13 protein-coding genes are annotated in these 16,066 nt (G+C 56.6%); 12 read left to right on the top strand and 1 reads right to left on the bottom strand.

Going from position 1 to position 16,066, the window contains the following annotated elements; translation table 11 throughout:
* Positions 1–31: 31 nt before the first annotated feature.
* From prmB to Q675_RS20505, 3 genes are read left to right on the top strand one after another with little or no spacing between them, the layout of a single operon-like run.
* Complete coding sequence (gene prmB, locus Q675_RS20515) at positions 32–937, top strand: 50S ribosomal protein L3 N(5)-glutamine methyltransferase (RefSeq protein ID WP_023010098.1); 906 nt, start codon at positions 32–34, stop codon at positions 935–937.
* 37 nt (positions 938–974) lie between these two features.
* Positions 975–2,069 carry a chorismate synthase gene (gene aroC / locus Q675_RS20510; protein WP_023010331.1) on the top strand — a complete coding sequence of 365 codons (1,095 nt, stop codon included), beginning with the start codon at positions 975–977 and terminating at the stop codon, positions 2,067–2,069.
* An 18-nt stretch (positions 2,070–2,087) separates the two neighbouring features.
* Entirely contained in the window at positions 2,088–3,242 is a 1,155-nt protein-coding gene (locus Q675_RS20505) for an MFS transporter (protein WP_031210935.1), read from the top strand.
* Here the strand turns inward: Q675_RS20505 and Q675_RS20500 are convergent.
* On the bottom strand, positions 3,236–4,123 hold the full coding sequence (locus Q675_RS20500) for a LysR family transcriptional regulator (RefSeq protein ID WP_023010329.1): 888 nt from the start codon (positions 4,121–4,123) through the stop codon (positions 3,236–3,238). The genes Q675_RS20505 and Q675_RS20500 overlap by 7 nt on opposite strands.
* A gap of 365 nt (positions 4,124–4,488) precedes the next feature.
* Between Q675_RS20500 and leuC the strand changes: the two genes are divergently transcribed.
* The 9 genes from leuC to trpA all read left to right on the top strand — a co-directional run bounded on the left by leuC (position 4,489) and on the right by trpA (position 16,037).
* Entirely contained in the window at positions 4,489–5,907 is a 1,419-nt protein-coding gene (leuC, locus tag Q675_RS20495) for a 3-isopropylmalate dehydratase large subunit (RefSeq protein ID WP_023010328.1), read from the top strand.
* Positions 5,908–5,924: 17 nt separating this feature from the next.
* Positions 5,925–6,572 (top strand): 3-isopropylmalate dehydratase small subunit, encoded by a 648-nt coding sequence (leuD, locus tag Q675_RS20490; protein ID WP_011785050.1) that lies wholly within the window; start codon positions 5,925–5,927, stop codon positions 6,570–6,572.
* Between the two features lie 18 nt (positions 6,573–6,590).
* On the top strand, positions 6,591–7,664 hold the full coding sequence (leuB, locus tag Q675_RS20485; RefSeq protein ID WP_011785049.1) for a 3-isopropylmalate dehydrogenase: 1,074 nt from the start codon (positions 6,591–6,593) through the stop codon (positions 7,662–7,664).
* 126 nt (positions 7,665–7,790) lie between these two features.
* Complete coding sequence (asd, locus tag Q675_RS20480) at positions 7,791–8,906, top strand: aspartate-semialdehyde dehydrogenase (protein WP_031210934.1); 1,116 nt, start codon at positions 7,791–7,793, stop codon at positions 8,904–8,906.
* A 313-nt stretch (positions 8,907–9,219) separates the two neighbouring features.
* On the top strand, positions 9,220–12,387 hold the full coding sequence (locus Q675_RS20475; RefSeq protein WP_023010326.1) for a FimV/HubP family polar landmark protein: 3,168 nt from the start codon (positions 9,220–9,222) through the stop codon (positions 12,385–12,387).
* A gap of 84 nt (positions 12,388–12,471) precedes the next feature.
* Entirely contained in the window at positions 12,472–13,380 is a 909-nt protein-coding gene (gene truA, locus Q675_RS20470) for a tRNA pseudouridine(38-40) synthase TruA (protein WP_023010325.1), read from the top strand.
* Positions 13,377–14,006: a phosphoribosylanthranilate isomerase gene (locus tag Q675_RS20465; protein WP_023010324.1), complete on the top strand. Its 630-nt coding sequence runs from the start codon at positions 13,377–13,379 to the stop codon at positions 14,004–14,006. The genes truA and Q675_RS20465 overlap by 4 nt, the downstream gene beginning before the upstream one ends.
* Positions 13,999–15,207: a tryptophan synthase subunit beta gene (gene trpB / locus Q675_RS20460; RefSeq protein WP_197536003.1), complete on the top strand. Its 1,209-nt coding sequence runs from the start codon at positions 13,999–14,001 to the stop codon at positions 15,205–15,207. Before Q675_RS20465 ends, trpB begins: the two co-directional genes overlap by 8 nt.
* A 17-nt stretch (positions 15,208–15,224) precedes the next feature.
* Complete coding sequence (gene trpA, locus Q675_RS20455; RefSeq protein WP_014421380.1) at positions 15,225–16,037, top strand: tryptophan synthase subunit alpha; 813 nt, start codon at positions 15,225–15,227, stop codon at positions 16,035–16,037.
* Positions 16,038–16,066: the final 29 nt, after the last annotated feature.

Genomic DNA, 16,066 nt, shown 5'->3' with positions numbered 1-16,066 from the left:
CGCACCATTAGCCAGACCAGGAAGCTAAGTTTTGACCAGTCCCGTTGACGACCTGCACTCCATCCGTGACCTGCTTCGGTTCACGGTTTCCCGTTTTGCGGCTTCGCCAATCTACTTTGGCCATGGCACTGATAACGTCTGGGATGAGGCCGTTCAGCTGGTATTGCGCAGCCTGCATCTGCCGCTGGAAAACAACAATCTGTTTCTGGATGCGCGACTGACCCGTTCAGAGCGGGAACTGATTCTCGAGCGCGTAGAGCGTCGGGTCAACGAGCGTATTCCGATTGCTTACCTGCTTGGCGAAGCCTGGTTTATGGGGATGCCGTTCAACGTTGATGAGCGCGTTCTGGTTCCCCGTTCGCCGATTGGCGAACTGCTGGAGAACGGTCTTCAGCCCTGGTTGGGCGCTACGCAGGTTCAACGAATTCTGGATTTGTGTACTGGCAGCGGCTGTATCGGTATTGGCGCGGCGACGGTTTTTGACGAGGCGGAAGTGGATCTGTCTGATATTTCGGCGGATGCCCTCGCCGTAGCTGAGTCCAATATTGAACTTCATGGACTGGAGGGTCGCGTACGCGCGATTCAGTCGGATGTTTTCGACAACATTGAAGGTCGCTACGACGTGATCGTCAGTAATCCGCCTTATGTGGATGCGGAAGACCTTGCAGACATGCCGGCCGAGTATCACCATGAGCCCGAACTGGGCCTGGCCGCCGGAGACGATGGGCTGGACATTGCCCACCGCATAGTTGCCCAGGCTGCCGATTACCTCACCGACGACGGACTCCTGATTGTGGAGGTTGGCAACTCCTGGGGTGCCATGGATGATGCCTACCCGGATTTGCCGTTAACCTGGCTGGAATTCGAGAACGGCGGCAATGGCGTATTCCTGGTCACTGCCCGGGATCTGCGTGAATGGCAGGCCCGAAAAAGCTAAGATCGTAAATTACAAAACCTGTATAAAGTGCTGAATTATGTCGGGAAATACATTCGGAAAGCTGTTCACCGTCACCACCTTTGGTGAGAGTCACGGCGCGGCCCTGGGCTGCATTATCGACGGTTGCCCTCCGGGCCTGGAGCTGTCAGTAGAAGATATGCAGCGGGACCTGGATCGCCGCAAACCCGGTACTTCCCGGCATACGACCCAGCGTCGTGAGGCGGACGAGGTTCGGATTCTGTCTGGTGTGTTTGAGGGCAAAACCACGGGCACACCGATTGGTCTGATTATCGAAAACACCGACCAGCGTTCCAAGGACTATTCCAAGATTGCTGCCCAGTTCCGTCCTGCTCACGCAGACTACACCTATCACCACAAGTACGGTGCCCGGGATTATCGTGGGGGTGGTCGCTCTTCTGCCAGGGAAACCGCCATGCGGGTTGCTGCCGGCGCCGTCGCCCGGAAGTTTCTTGAGCAGCGTCTCGGGATCAAAGTGCGGGGTTATCTTTCCCAGTTAGGGCCGATCAAGGCAGACAAGCTGGATTGGGAGCAGGTTCACCAGAATCCGTTCTTTTGTCCGGATGCAGACAAGGTCTCCGAGATGGAAGCCTACATGGATGCTTTGCGTAAAGAAGGGGATTCGATTGGCGCCCGCATCAATGTGGTTGCGGAGGGGGTCCCTCCAGGTCTTGGTGAGCCGATTTTTGATCGTCTGGATGCCGATCTTGCTCACGCCCTGATGAGCATCAACGCGGTCAAGGGTGTGGAGATTGGTGCCGGTTTTGATTGCATCGAGCAGAAAGGGACAGAGCACCGGGATGAGATGACGCCAGAAGGCTTCCTTTCCAACAATGCCGGTGGTGTTTTGGGCGGCATTTCCTCCGGCCAGCCGATTGTTGCCAGTATTGCCCTTAAGCCAACATCAAGCTTGCGGTTGCCCGGCAAGGGCATTGATGTAGACGGCAACCAGGTAGAGGTGATCACCACTGGTCGGCACGACCCCTGTGTCGGTATCCGCGCGACGCCCATCGCCGAAGCCATGATGGCGATCGTCCTGATGGATCATTACCTGCGTCATCGCGGCCAGAACGGCGATGTAGAAGTCACCACGCCGGTCCTCGGCCAGCTCTGATTCAGGGGAGGCGCTACCATCTACTGGCGGCTGTCGAACCTCTATTTCTGGTTTTTCGCCCTCCTTGGAGGGCTTTTGCCCTATTGGTCCCTCTATCTTGAGGGGCAGGGCTACTCCTATCTCCAGATTGCCACATTGATGGCGACCATCCAGCTAACCAAGATCGTCGCACCCAGCGTTTGGGGTTACATCGGTGACCGGACCGGCCAGCGGGTCCGCCTGGTACGATTTGGTGCTATTTTCGGCTCGCTGTTTTTCGCCGGCGTGTTTCTGGAACCCGGATTCTACGGTCTGTTGCTGGTCATGCTGGTGTTCACCTTTTTCTGGAACGCCATTTTGCCGCTGTATGAAGTCATTACCCTGCGGGTACTCGGCAAGCATCGGGACAAGTACGGCAAGGTTCGTCTTTGGGGCTCTGTAGGATTTATCGGAGCAGTGGCTCTGATCGGCGGGCTACTGGAACTGGTGGAGATTCAGTACTTGCCGTGGCTGTTATTGCCGGTATTCGCAGGGATTGCCGTCTCGGCATTTCTGGTACCTTCCGAGCGTGGTGAGCGCAAGCAGCAATCCGCACCTGTCGGTAGCCTGAAAGCAATTGTCACTCATCCGGCTGTGATCGCTTTTTTCGCGATGAATTTTCTGCTTCAGGTATCACATGGTGCCTACTACACCTTCTTCAGTATCCACCTGGAACAGCATGGATACGGCAAGCTGGCTATCGGGTTGCTGTGGTCACTCGGAGTCATCGCAGAGATAGGCTTGTTTCTGATTATGCACAGGCTATCCCGGCGTTTTAGTGTACGGCAGGTGGTGCTGGGGGCGCTGGTACTGACAATGATCCGCTGGGGTCTGATCGCCGAGCTGACGTCGGTATTGCCGGTACTGATCTTTGCCCAGCTGCTGCATGCGGCTTCTTACGGCGCGTTGCATGCCGTATCCGTCCAATACATTCAGGGCTTTTTCGGTAAGCACCATCATGGCCAGGGTCAGGCTCTATACAGTGGCCTGACCTTCGGCGCCGGCGGGGCGCTCGGTGCATGGTTATCCGGTTTCCTGGTGGATGGTTTCAGTACCTCCGCGGCGTTCTGGGGTGGTGCCGCCGCAATGGCCCTTGCGATTATCGTGACCTGGCGGGGCTTGCAGTCGCCGCCGGAACCCCAGCTAGCTCATTGACCGGACTCTGGTCGTGTTTCTTCCTGTTCCACTATCTGCAGCAATGCCTGCGCGGCACTACCCAGTTGTCGGCGGGACAGCGCCACGGCACCCAGAACCCGGGTAACAGGGTGGGGCACTTCAAGCACTTTCAGGCTGTTATCGAGCATGCTGACCGGCAAAATGCTCCACCCAAGGCCAACGCTTACCATCATTTTGATGGTTTCCAGATAGTTGGTTGGCATCAGGGATTTCAGGGTGAGGTTGGCTTCCAGGAACAGACGGCTGACCACCCGGTAGGTGGCGGTACTGGTATCCGGTAGCAGCGCCGGGTGTGGAGCGAGGTCAGAAAGCGAAGGGCTCGCCAGTGTTGCGAGAGGGTGTTCTTTCCCAACCACGAAGGCCATTGGGTCTGGCCACTGGGCAAGGATGGAGAACTCCGGATTCATGCTGTCGCTGAGGGTCACAAAGGCCAGTTCTGCGTTGCGTTTGTTCATCTGGTCGTAGGCGGCATCGGATTCCATGAATTGCAGATGCAGGTCCACCTGGGGGTATTCCCGGCGATAGCGGCGTAGCCAGTTGGGCAGGTGGTGCAGGCCGATGTGGTGGCTGGCGATGGCTTGGAGTTCGCCTCCGATGCTGGCGGCGCTGGTGGTCAGGGCCATGCGGGCGTTGTGGATTTCGTCGAGGATTTTGCGGGCATGGGGGAGGAGTCTTGTGCCGGCTTCGGTCAGGCGGATTTCCCGGTTGCTGCGGTCGATCAGTCGGGTGTCCAGTTGGGTTTCCAGGGCGGCCAGGCGTTTGCTGATGGCTGGCTGCGTCAGGTGCAGGGTTTCAGCGGCTTCTGAGAAGGAACCCTGGTCGACGATTGTCAGGAATGCTTTCAGGGAGTTTGCGTCCATTGGGCAGAACCTTTGACGTTGGTGTGAGCGCGGCTTTGGGTGGCCTCTCCCGAAAACCGCTACAAGCACATCCATGTGCGCTTCTCTCCGGCCATCCATGGCCTCCGACATTTTCGGGAGAGGCCACCCAAACCCGCTATCGGTAATCACAGTATGCCGTCTGGTGACAAATGCCAGCAGGCGCGCAGAGCGTATGGGGCCTTACCCGCCCGTTCGTGACCTGCGCCGAAGTATGGCTCTACTATTGTTGATTCCTGTTTGGAATGCAAAGCATAAAAAACATGAATTGAGGTTATTCGTGACGCAGGGGTATGATGTCACCATTCGAAGCAGAAACAGAAACCCCCAGAGAGTGAGAGAGAATCATGGCGGGCAAGACTTTATACGACAAATTGTGGGACGACCATTTGGTCAAACAGCGGGACGATGGTTCCGCGTTGATTTACATTGATCGTCAATTGTTGCACGAAGTGACATCACCTCAGGCGTTTGAAGGCCTTCGTCTGGCCGGCCGTAAGCCTTGGCGGATTGATGCCAACATCGCCACGCCGGATCATAACGTACCGACCACGGATCGTGACAAAGGCATCGACGGGATTGTGGACCCGGTGTCCCGCACCCAGGTGGAGACGCTGGACAAGAACTGTGACGAATTCGGGATTCTCGAGTTCAAGATCAAGGATCAGCGCCAGGGTATCGTGCACGTGATTGGGCCGGAGCAGGGTGCGACGTTGCCGGGCATGAGCATTGTCTGCGGTGATTCTCATACTTCTACTCACGGTGCTTTTGGCTGTCTGGCTCATGGTATCGGCACGTCTGAAGTGGAGCATGTTCTGGCGACCCAGTGCCTGGTCCAGAAGAAGATGAAGAACATGCTGGTAAAGGTGAACGGCAAGCTGGGCGCGGGTGTGACCGGCAAGGATGTGGTTCTGGCGATCATCGGCAAGATTGGTACCGCCGGTGGTACCGGTTACGCCATTGAATTTGGTGGCGAGGCGATCCGTGGTTTGAGCATGGAAGGCCGGATGACCATTTGTAATATGTCCATCGAAGCCGGTGCCCGGGTGGGTATGGTGGCAGTGGATGACACCACCATCGAGTATGTCAAAGGTCGTCCGTTTTCTCCCAAGGGTGAGACCTGGGACAAGGCGGTTGAATACTGGCGCACACTCCACAGCGACGATGATGCGGTGTTCGACAAAGTGGTTGAGCTGGACGGTTCCGCCATTCAGCCTCAGGTGAGCTGGGGTACGTCGCCGGAGATGGTGGTTGGTGTTGAAGGCGCGGTGCCGGATCCCGCAAAGGAAGAGGATCCCATCAAGCGCGAGGGGATCGTCCGCGCGTTGAAGTACATGGGCCTTCAGCCGAACCAGAAGATTACCGATATCAAGCTGGATCGCGTGTTTATCGGTTCCTGCACCAATAGCCGGATTGAGGATCTGCGGGAAGCTGCGTCGGTGGTTAAGGGCCGTAAGGTGGCTGCCAGCCTCAAGCAGGCGATGGTGGTTCCGGGTTCCGGTCTGGTAAAAGCCCAGGCGGAGCAGGAAGGTCTCGACAAGGTCTTTATCGAGGCGGGTCTGGAGTGGCGTGATCCGGGTTGTTCCATGTGTCTGGCCATGAACGCCGACAAGCTGGGGCAGGGCGAGCATTGTGCGTCTACCTCCAACCGGAACTTCGAAGGTCGTCAGGGCTTTGGTGGCCGTACTCACCTGGTGAGCCCGGCCATGGCCGCCGCGGCAGCGGTGACTGGCCACTTCGTTGATGTCCGTGAATTGATGAACTGAGCCACAGGAGAGAGACCATGCGAGCATTTACGCAACACCAGGGCACTGTTGCCCCCATGGACCGTTCCAATGTGGACACGGACATGATCATTCCCAAGCAGTTTTTGAAGTCCATCAAGCGCACGGGCTTTGGCCCGAACCTGTTCGATGAGCTGCGTTATCTGGATGAAGGCAAGCCGGATCAGGATTGCTCCAACCGCCCCCTGAATCCGGACTTTGTGCTGAACCAGGATCGCTACAAAAACGCCAGCGTGTTGCTGGCGCGGACCAATTTTGGCTGTGGTTCGAGTCGTGAGCACGCGCCATGGGCGCTGGATGATTTCGGTTTCCGGGTGATTATTGCGCCGAGTTTTGCTGATATTTTCTACAACAACTGCTTTAAGAATGGACTTTTACCCATTGTTTTAGATGAAAAAGTGGTTGATAGGCTGTTCCGGGAAACCGAAGAGAATGAAGGCTATCAGCTGACGGTCGATCTCGAAGCGAAAACGGTGACGACGCCCGGTGGCGAGTCGTTCAGTTTTGAGGTGGACGATTTCCGTCGTCATTGCCTGCTGAACGGTCTGGACGACATCGGCGTGACCCTGGAAGATGCGGATACCATTCGCGCTTATGAAGAATCCCGGCGCAAGACCGCTCCCTGGTTGTTTAATACTGGAAACTGACTAACAAGGAATTGGATTATGTCCCGTAATGTATTGCTCCTGCCGGGCGACGGCATTGGTCCGGAGATTGTGGCAGAAGCGGAGAAGGTTCTGCATAAGGTGAATGACCAGTTCGGTCTGGGTCTGAGTTTTGAGTCTGCTCTTGTTGGTGGCGCGGCGATTGATGAAACCGATACGCCGCTGCCTGAAGAAACCCTGGAGAAGGCCCGTAAGGCCGATGCGATTCTGCTGGGGGCCGTAGGCGGTCCAAAGTGGGACAGCCTGCCGATGGCGAAGCGCCCGGAAAAAGGGCTGTTGGGCCTGCGTTCCAACCTTGAGCTGTTCGCCAATCTGCGTCCGGCCATTCTGTATCCGCAGCTGGCGTCTGCTTCGTCGTTGAAGCCTGAGGTGGTTTCCGGGCTGGACATTCTGATCGTCCGCGAACTGACCGGTGGTATTTACTTCGGACAGCCTCGTGGTGTGCGTGAGCTGGAAAGCGGTGAGCGCCAGGGCTACAACACCTACCAGTACACCGAGTCCGAGATTCGGCGTATTGGCCGGGTTGCCTTCGAGGCGGCCCAGCAACGGGGCAAGAAGTTGTGTTCGGTTGATAAGGCCAACGTGCTGGAAGTAACCGTGCTGTGGCGGGAAATCATGGAAGACCTGAAGCGCGAGTACCCGGATGTGGAGCTTTCCCATATGTACGTGGACAACGCTGCCATGCAGCTGGTCCGTGCGCCGAAGCAATTTGACGTGATTGTGACTGGCAACATGTTTGGTGATATTCTTTCTGACGAAGCGGCAATGCTAACTGGTTCTATCGGCATGCTTCCCTCTGCGTCACTGAATTCCGACAAGCAGGGTATGTATGAGCCGTGTCACGGCTCGGCGCCGGATATTGCCGGACAGGGCATTGCCAACCCGCTGGCTACCATCCTCAGTGCTGCAATGATGTTGCGTTACAGCCTGAATGAGGAGAAAGCTGCCCTGGCCATCGAGGCGGCGGTCAGCAAGGTGCTGGACCAGGGGCTGCGTACCGCCGACATTATGTCGGAAGGCGGTCAGAAGGTATCTACCCGCGACATGGGTGAAGCGGTTCTGAACGCGCTTTAACGCACCACTGGTTTACTTAATCGAGACCCGACAACGGCAGGATGCAGCCGTTGCGGGATCATCCATCCTGTCCCTGCCAGCGATAACGGTAGAGGGTGGGCATAAAACGAGGTTCAAAGGTCGCACATGAAGCGAGTTGGACTTGTAGGTTGGCGTGGCATGGTGGGCTCGGTCCTCATGCAACGCATGCGTGAAGAAAATGATTTTGCCGACATCGATCCGGTGTTTTTTACCACTTCCCAGGCAGGGAAGCCGGCCCCGGACGTAGGCAAAGACGGCGTTCCACCACTGCAGGACGCGTTCGATATCGACATCCTCAAGGGGATGGATGTGATCGTTACCTGTCAGGGCGGCGATTACACCACCGAGGTTTACCAGAAGCTGCGTGATGCAGGCTGGGACGGTTACTGGATTGATGCGGCATCCACCCTGCGTATGGTCGATCACTCTGTGATCGTGCTGGATCCGGTTAACCGTAACGTGATTGATGCGGCCCTGGATAAGGGCGTAAAGGACTATATCGGCGGTAACTGCACCGTGAGCCTGATGATGCTGGCCCTGGGTGGCCTGCTGGAGCAGGATCTGATCGAGTGGGTGTCCCCGATGACGTACCAGGCGGCGTCCGGCTCTGGTGCCCAGAATATGCGGGAACTGTTGAACCAGATGGGCGCGTTGAATAAGAGCGTCAAATCTGAGCTGGATGATCCGTCTTCTGCCATCCTCGACATCGATCGCAAGGTGACCGATACCATGCTTTCCGGCGATTTTCCTACCGAGCATTTCGGTGTGCCGCTGGCGGGCAGTCTGATTCCGTTTATCGACAAGCAGCTCGATAACGGCATGAGCAAGGAAGAGTGGAAAGCGGGCGTCGAGACCAACAAGATTCTGGGTCGTAGCGATAACCCGATTCCTATTGATGGTATCTGCGTGCGGATTGGCGCCATGCGCTCCCACAGTCAGGCGCTGACCATCAAGCTGAAGAAAGATCTGTCGGTTTCCGAAATCGAAGGCATTCTGGCCAAGGCCAACGACTGGGTAAAGGTCATTCCCAATGATCGCGATGCCACCATGCAGGAGCTCACTCCGGCGAAAGTGACCGGCACACTGAGCATTCCTATTGGTCGTATTCGCAAGTTGTCTATGGGGCCGGAATACATTTCCGCTTTCACAGTGGGTGACCAGTTGCTGTGGGGTGCTGCAGAACCGCTGCGTCGGATGCTGCGAATCCTTCAGGAACGTTAAAAAGTGTTACACAGCGGTAATTAATGCCAACTGTGTCCGGTTTTTTGCAAGCCGGTCAGGGGCGGAGGCTGATTTCAGCGTCCGCCCCTGTTATTTTCAAGGGCGCTAAGGAGTTCCGCCCGATAGATAAAAAAACGGTGCAAGGATTGCAGCTGATTGATTGATAAAACGGGTTTTATCAACAATACTTGCCAAACCGAACGGTATAATTGCGATATAAAAACGAGAAATAACAAGGCGAAAGTCATCCAACCTCGTCCGATTCTGTTGAGATACGGCAGTAAAGAATAACGGAGACTGGAAAGGAATAAGCATGAAGGTACGCAAGCTTGCGGTTGCCCTGGCGCTGGCGGGAGGGCTCGGCTCTGGAATGGCTCAGGCGCTTGGACTTGGAGAAATTGAGCTCCAGTCCTGGCTGAATGAGCCACTGGATGCAGAAATATCACTGAATCAGAGTCGCGGTGTTGATCCCGGTGAAGTGTTCGTCAATGTGGCACCGGAGGCCGCCTATGAGCGCGTCGGCCTGGACCGCCACCAGTTTCTGAGTCAATTAAGGTTTGAAGTGGTTACCGGGACGGATGGCAACCTGGCCATCAATGTTTCCTCCCGGGCGCCGGTACGCGAGCCGTATCTGAATTTCCTCCTCGAGCTGACCTGGCCCAATGGTCGCCTGATGCGGGAATATGCCGTGCTGGTCGATCCTCCGGTCTACGCCGAGGAATCTGGTATTGAGGAGCAAATCAGTGCTCCGGCCACGACAGCCACCCGACAGCAGCCGGCGCGCAGCCAGGAATCTGTCCGCCGTCAGGCGGCAGCCGAAGGCTCAGTGTCGCGGGGCTATCAGGCAGATACGTTTGGTCCGACAGGTGCCTCCGACACACTCTGGACTATTGCCCAGCAGGCACGTCCGGATGGTTCGGTTTCCATGCAGCAGGTTATGCTCGCGATTCAGGATCAGAATCCTAACGCGTTCATTGGTGGGAATATTAACCGCCTGAAGCGTGGTGAGGTGTTGCGGATTCCCTCTCTGGATCAGATTCGGAGCCGTAGCCGTGCTGAAGCCAACCGGGTAGTTGCACAGCAGAACCAGGAATTCCAGTCTCGGAGAACCGTTGATGCAACGGATACCGCCCAGGCCGTAGCAGGCCAGGGCGCTACTCAGGCGGCAGCGGGTGATGAGTTGCGCCTGCTGGTTGCCGATGAATCGGAATCCCGGTCTACCGAAGACGGTGGTTCTGCCGGTGGTGATGGTGATCTGCCTGGCGGTGTTGATGCCGGTTCCGCAGTTGCGATGGAAGAGCTGGAAGCCGCAAAACGCGAAAATGACGAGCTCAATACCCGTGTCCAGGATCTGCAGGACCAGGTTGAGACCCTGCAGCGGTTGCTGGAGCTGAAGAACAGCCAGCTGGCGGACATGCAGGGTATGGTGTCGGAGGAAGAGTCTCCGGCCCCGACCGACACTGGCGTGACCGAGTCTGACGCTGACCCGGCGACAGCACCTGTAGAAGGTGATCTGGGTGCCGGCACCGGAGAAGAACCGGTAGCAGACGGCCAGGTTGATGAAGCCGCTGATGGTGAATCGGCCGACACAGCGATGGCGGAAGAAGATAGCGCCATGGCCCCGGACGAAGCAGATATTGCAGGTGAAGAGCCGTTTGGTGGTGATGTCGACGCGGGCGCTGCGGATGAGGTGGTGGCAGAGCAGCCTGCCGTTACCGAGCAGGAATCATCATCTGAACCTGACCCAGCGGCCGTCCCCCAGGCCCAGCAGCCAAAACCGCAGCAGCCAGTAACGGCGCCTGAAAAGGCATTTCCGGGTAACATTATTGACGGTATTCTGAACAATCCGATGTATCAGATTGCCCTCGGTGGTGGCCTTATCCTTCTGCTTCTGTTGTTGCTGCTCGTGGCACGACGCAATGCCAATCGCGAAAAAGAATTCTACGACCAGTTGAACAGTGATGAAGGCGAAGGCGGTGATTCGTTCAACCTCAGTCTCGAAGATGAGGGTGAGGCAGAGGCGGAAGCCGGTGATGCCATTGCCGAAGCAGAAACCTATGTTGCCTACGGTCGTCACGATCAGGCAGCCCAGGTGCTCGAGAACGCCATTTCACGTGAGCCCAGCCGCACTGATCTGCGCCTGAAGCTGTTGTCTGTGTATGCGGACAATCAGGACCGTGACGCGTTTGAAAAGCAGTACCGTGAAGTTGAAGCGCTGGACGATGAAGCGGCGATTCAAGAAGCCGAATCCCTGCGCGAGCGCCTGGCCGAGGCTGAAGCGATGCCCAGCATCGATGATCTCGAGTCTCAACTGCGTTCTGATTCGTTCGGCAGTCAGCCGGAGCAGGCGGCAGAGCAAGCTTCTGATGACTGGGATATCTCCGACGAACTGAAAGCGGACGAATTTGAAGCCACTTCCGAGCCCGCTGAGGAAAACGAGTTCGGTGAGCTGGAATCCGATGTCAGTAAGGAAACCGATACCCGTGATGATCTGATTGAGTACGATCTGTCCGGCATTGGTGAAGAAACAGAGTCTGAAGGCGAGTCCGCCACCGAAACCGATTACGCTTCTCTGGATCTGGATTCCGGTCTGGATGAGGCAGCCGGGACTTCCGAGTCCAAAGAAGAGGACTTCAGTCTGGATTTCGAGTCGGCCTTTGAAGACGACGCACTCGCCGGTTCAGATGAGCCCTCCTTGGAAACCGATGAAGCGGAGCCGGTTGAGGCGGATCAGTCTGGTACCGTTTCGGATCAGGAAGACGATCTTGAGCTGGGCTTCGATCTTGATGACGACCTTGAGCCGATGGAAAAAGAGCCAGTTAAGCCGGAGGACACCGAGGTATCGGATCTGGACCTGGAGTCTGATTCGCTTGACGAGTCCTTCCTGGACGAGCTTGATGCGGAGCTGGATAAGGTTGCCGGCGAGGATGAAGACCCCTCTGAACTGGAGCTCGGCGAATCTGATCTGGATGACCTGGAGCTGGATGTGTCTGATGAAGATCTGGCGCTGATGGAAGAGTTCTCTGATAACGGAGAGCCTGCAGTTCCTCAGGAAGACGAACCATCCCTGGAAGATGAGCTTGGGCTGGAAGATGCGCTCAGCGAATCCGAGGCTGATGAGCCGGGCGTTGACCAGCAGAATCTGGAAGAGCTGGCGGAGCAGACAGAAGAGGTTGCTGAGGCCGAACCGGCTCCTGAAGAGCTGGAGGACGAAGTAGTGCCTGTGGCGTCAGACTCACTCGATGAAGGCTCCACTCGCAGTGATAGCGGGTTGGATATTGATGAGAGCGCTCTGGACGACGAGGGTGACTTTGATTTCCTCGCCGGTACCGATGAAGCCGCCACCAAACTTGATCTGGCACGGGCCTACATCGAAATGGGTGACAGCGACGGTGCCAGGGATATTCTGGAGGAAGTTGCTCTTGAGGGTAACGAAGAACAGAAGGCAGAAGCGCAAGAGCTTCTTAAAAATCTCTCCTGATTCGTTATAATCAACTAACCGCGGCAAGCGCCGGCCATTGAGCCGGCGTTTTGCTTTTTCAGTGGACATCAATCGGGTCAGCACTTGTTCCTCACGCCTCAGCCTCTCACCACAGATAACGCCATTGGTAATGGACGGGTTGCCATCATCTTTGAGTACGACGGTCAGGCCTTTCATGGCTGGCAATTGCAGAAGAGTGGCGTGCGTTCGGTGGAGGCAGAACTTTCCCGGGCCGCGGCCCGCGTTGCCGACCATCCGGTCGACCTGGTGTGTGCAGGCCGCACCGACGCCGGCGTGCATGCCAGTTTTCAGGTAGCCCATTTTGACACGCCATCGGTTCGAAACCTTCGTTCCTGGGTCATGGGAATGAACACGGCATTACCTGATGACATTTCTGTGCACTGGGCAGGGAACGGCCGGGGCGATTTTCACGCCAGGTTTTCAGCGATTTACCGACGTTACCGGTATGTGATCTACAATCATCCGGTGCGCCCGGGGATCCAGCGTGGACAGGTGTCCTGGACCTTTCGTCCGTTGGATGCCGAAAGAATGCATTGTGCAGCCCAGGCACTGGTCGGCGAGCATGACTTCTCCTCATTTCGCTCTGCCGGTTGCCAGTCCCGGACTCCGGTTCGGTTTCTGGAGCAGATTTCGGTAACCCGATGCGGAGATTTTGTCGTAATAGATGTGCAGGCCAATGCCTTTCTTCATCATATGGTACGCAATATTGCCGGTGCCTTGATGGCGGTTGGTAATGGTCAGCAGCCTGAAGACTGGATTGGTGATATTCTGGAGCGCCGTGATCGCAAACTTGCCGGTGTGACCGCCCCTCCTTATGGGCTCTACCTAGTGGATGTCGGTTATCCTGAGTCCTTCGGGATTCCCAAGGCATTGTGTGGACCGGCGTTCGTTACTCCCTGGTTTGACCCGGCCAGCAACGCGCCGATCACACCAACTCACATACACCCGAAACAGGGAAAGGCTCCGGCATGACAGCCCGCGTAAAAATATGTGGCCTGACGCGCCCGCAGGATGTGGAAGCAGCGGTAGCCTGTGGCGCCGATGCCATAGGCCTGGTGTTCTATGCGCCGAGCCCGAGAGCGGTCGATCTGGAGCAGGCCCGAATCCTGGCCGCCAAGGTTCCTGCGTTCGTGGCGGTTACCGGACTGTTCGTGAATCCTGAGCGGGATTATGTCGAAGCAGTTCTGGATGCTGTGCCACTGGATCTCCTGCAGTTCCATGGCGATGAGAGTCCGGAGTTCTGCCAGTCTTTTGGCCGGCGCTGGATCAAGGCTGTCAGGGTGCGTGAGCCCGGGCAGATCGAACAGGCGTTTGCCGATTATCATCAGGCTTCCGGTTTGTTGGTGGACGCCTGGGATCCAAACCGCTATGGCGGTACCGGCCAGTCGTTCAACTGGTCACTGATTCCTGAAAGCAGGTCATTGCCCCTGATATTGGCCGGTGGGTTGTCATCTGATAACGTAGCCCGCGCGATTGAGCAGGTACGCCCCTGGGCTGTTGACGTCAGCGGTGGGGTGGAAGAGAGCAAGGGTAAGAAAGACGCCACCAAATTGTCTCAATTTTTCAAAGAGGTTCACCGTGTCTGTAAAACTGACTGAAGAAATGTTGAAGGCGCTTCCTGATGCGAGAGGTCACTTCGGTGCCTTTGGTGGACGGTTTGTTTCAGAAACCCTGATGGATTCTCTGATGACCCTGGAAAAGGAGTACCTTCGGTTGAAGGAGGATCCGGAATTCCAGGCGACTTTTGATAATGACCTCGCCGATTATGTTGGCCGTCCCAGCCCGCTGTATTTCGCAGAGCGCCTGACTCGGGAAGCCGGTGGCGCACAAATCTGGCTCAAGCGCGAAGACCTCAACCACACCGGTGCCCATAAGGTGAATAACACCATTGGCCAGGCCCTGCTGGCCAGTTTTCTGGGCAAGAAGCGCATCATTGCCGAAACTGGCGCCGGTCAACATGGTGTAGCCACCGCCACGGTTTGTGCCCGTCTGGGCCTTGAATGTCACGTATTCATGGGGGCAGAAGACGTCAAGCGTCAGTCCCTGAACGTGTACCGCATGAAACTGCTGGGCGCGACCGTCCATGCCGTTCAGAGCGGTACGAAAACCCTTAAGGATGCCATGAATGATGCCATGCGCGACTGGGTCGCGAATGTGGATGATACTTTCTACATCATCGGCACTGTGGCAGGGCCGCATCCCTATCCTTTACTGGTGCGTGATTTCCAGTCGGTGATTGGGCGAGAAATCCGTAAACAGGCGATGGAAAAAGTGGGTAAACTGCCGGACGCACTGGTGGCCTGCGTCGGTGGTGGTTCTAACGCCATTGGTATGTTCTATCCATTCCTGGCGGATGAGTCCGTGGAGCTTTATGGTGTTGAAGCCGGTGGTCTGGGTATTGAAACCGGACAACATGCGGCTCCGCTTTGTGCCGGCCGCCCCGGCGTGCTGCATGGTAACCGGACCTACCTGATGGAAGATGAGAATGGCCAGATCGCCGGAACACATTCCGTTAGTGCTGGTCTGGACTATCCCGGAGTGGGGCCCGAACACGCCTGGTTGAAAGACATTGGTCGAGCCAATTATGTGTCAGTGACTGATGACGAGGCCCTGGATGGCTTCCGTAAACTGACACGCGTGGAAGGGATTATGCCGGCGCTGGAAACCGCGCACGCCGTGGCTTATGGCGTGAAGCTGGCCGCAACCATGGACAAGGACCAAATGCTGGTGATCAACATCTCCGGTCGCGGCGACAAGGATATTCACACCATTGCCCAGCTTGATGGCATTGAGATCTGAAGGTATCAGGAGCAGGCATGAGCCGAATTGAAGGCGTATTGAAAGCATTGAAAGAGCAGGGCCGCAAGGCGCTGATTCCCTATATTACAGCGGGCGATCCACATCCGGATCAGACGGTCAGCCTGATGCATACCCTGGTCTCTGCCGGTGCTGATATTATCGAGCTGGGCGTGCCGTTCTCGGACCCGATGGCTGATGGTCCGGTGATTCAGCTGGCCTGTGAAAGGGCGCTCAAGCACGGTACGTCGCTGCGTCAGGTAATGGCGATGGTCAAGGAGTTCCGCAAGACCGATCCGGATACCCCGGTGGTGCTGATGGGTTATCTGAACCCGATGGAGGCCATGGGCTATGAAGCGTTTGCAGATGCGGCAGCGGACGCAGGTGTCGATGGCGTTCTGACGGTTGACCTGCCTCCCGAAGAGGCTGATCAGGTAGCACCGCTGTTTGCCGACCGCCATCTCGATCCGGTTTTCCTTTTGGCGCCGACAACCACGGATGACCGGATCAAGGCGATCAGCGAGCACTCATCCGGCTATGTGTACTATGTTTCTATCAAGGGCGTGACCGGGTCCGCAACCATTGATGTTGATGAAGTCGCGAAGAAAGTGGCCCACGTGCACGAGCTCACGGCGTTACCGGTGGGTGTGGGCTTTGGTATCAGGGATGCGGAAACTGCCGCTGCAGTAGGCAGAGTATCCGATGGTGTAATTGTTGGCAGTGTTCTGGTCGATACAATAGCCCGACATCAGACAGATCCTGACGCTTTGCGTAACGCACTGACGGATCTGCTGCACCCGATGCGCGAAGCGCTGGACAGCCTCGCTCACTGAGCGGGCATTATCCAGGCATCAAAGGACAG

The organism is Marinobacter sp. EN3 (assembly GCF_000475315.1).
Classification (GTDB): Bacteria; Pseudomonadota; Gammaproteobacteria; order Pseudomonadales; family Oleiphilaceae; genus Marinobacter; species Marinobacter nauticus.
This window is presented reverse-complemented; position numbering and strand designations above follow the sequence as displayed.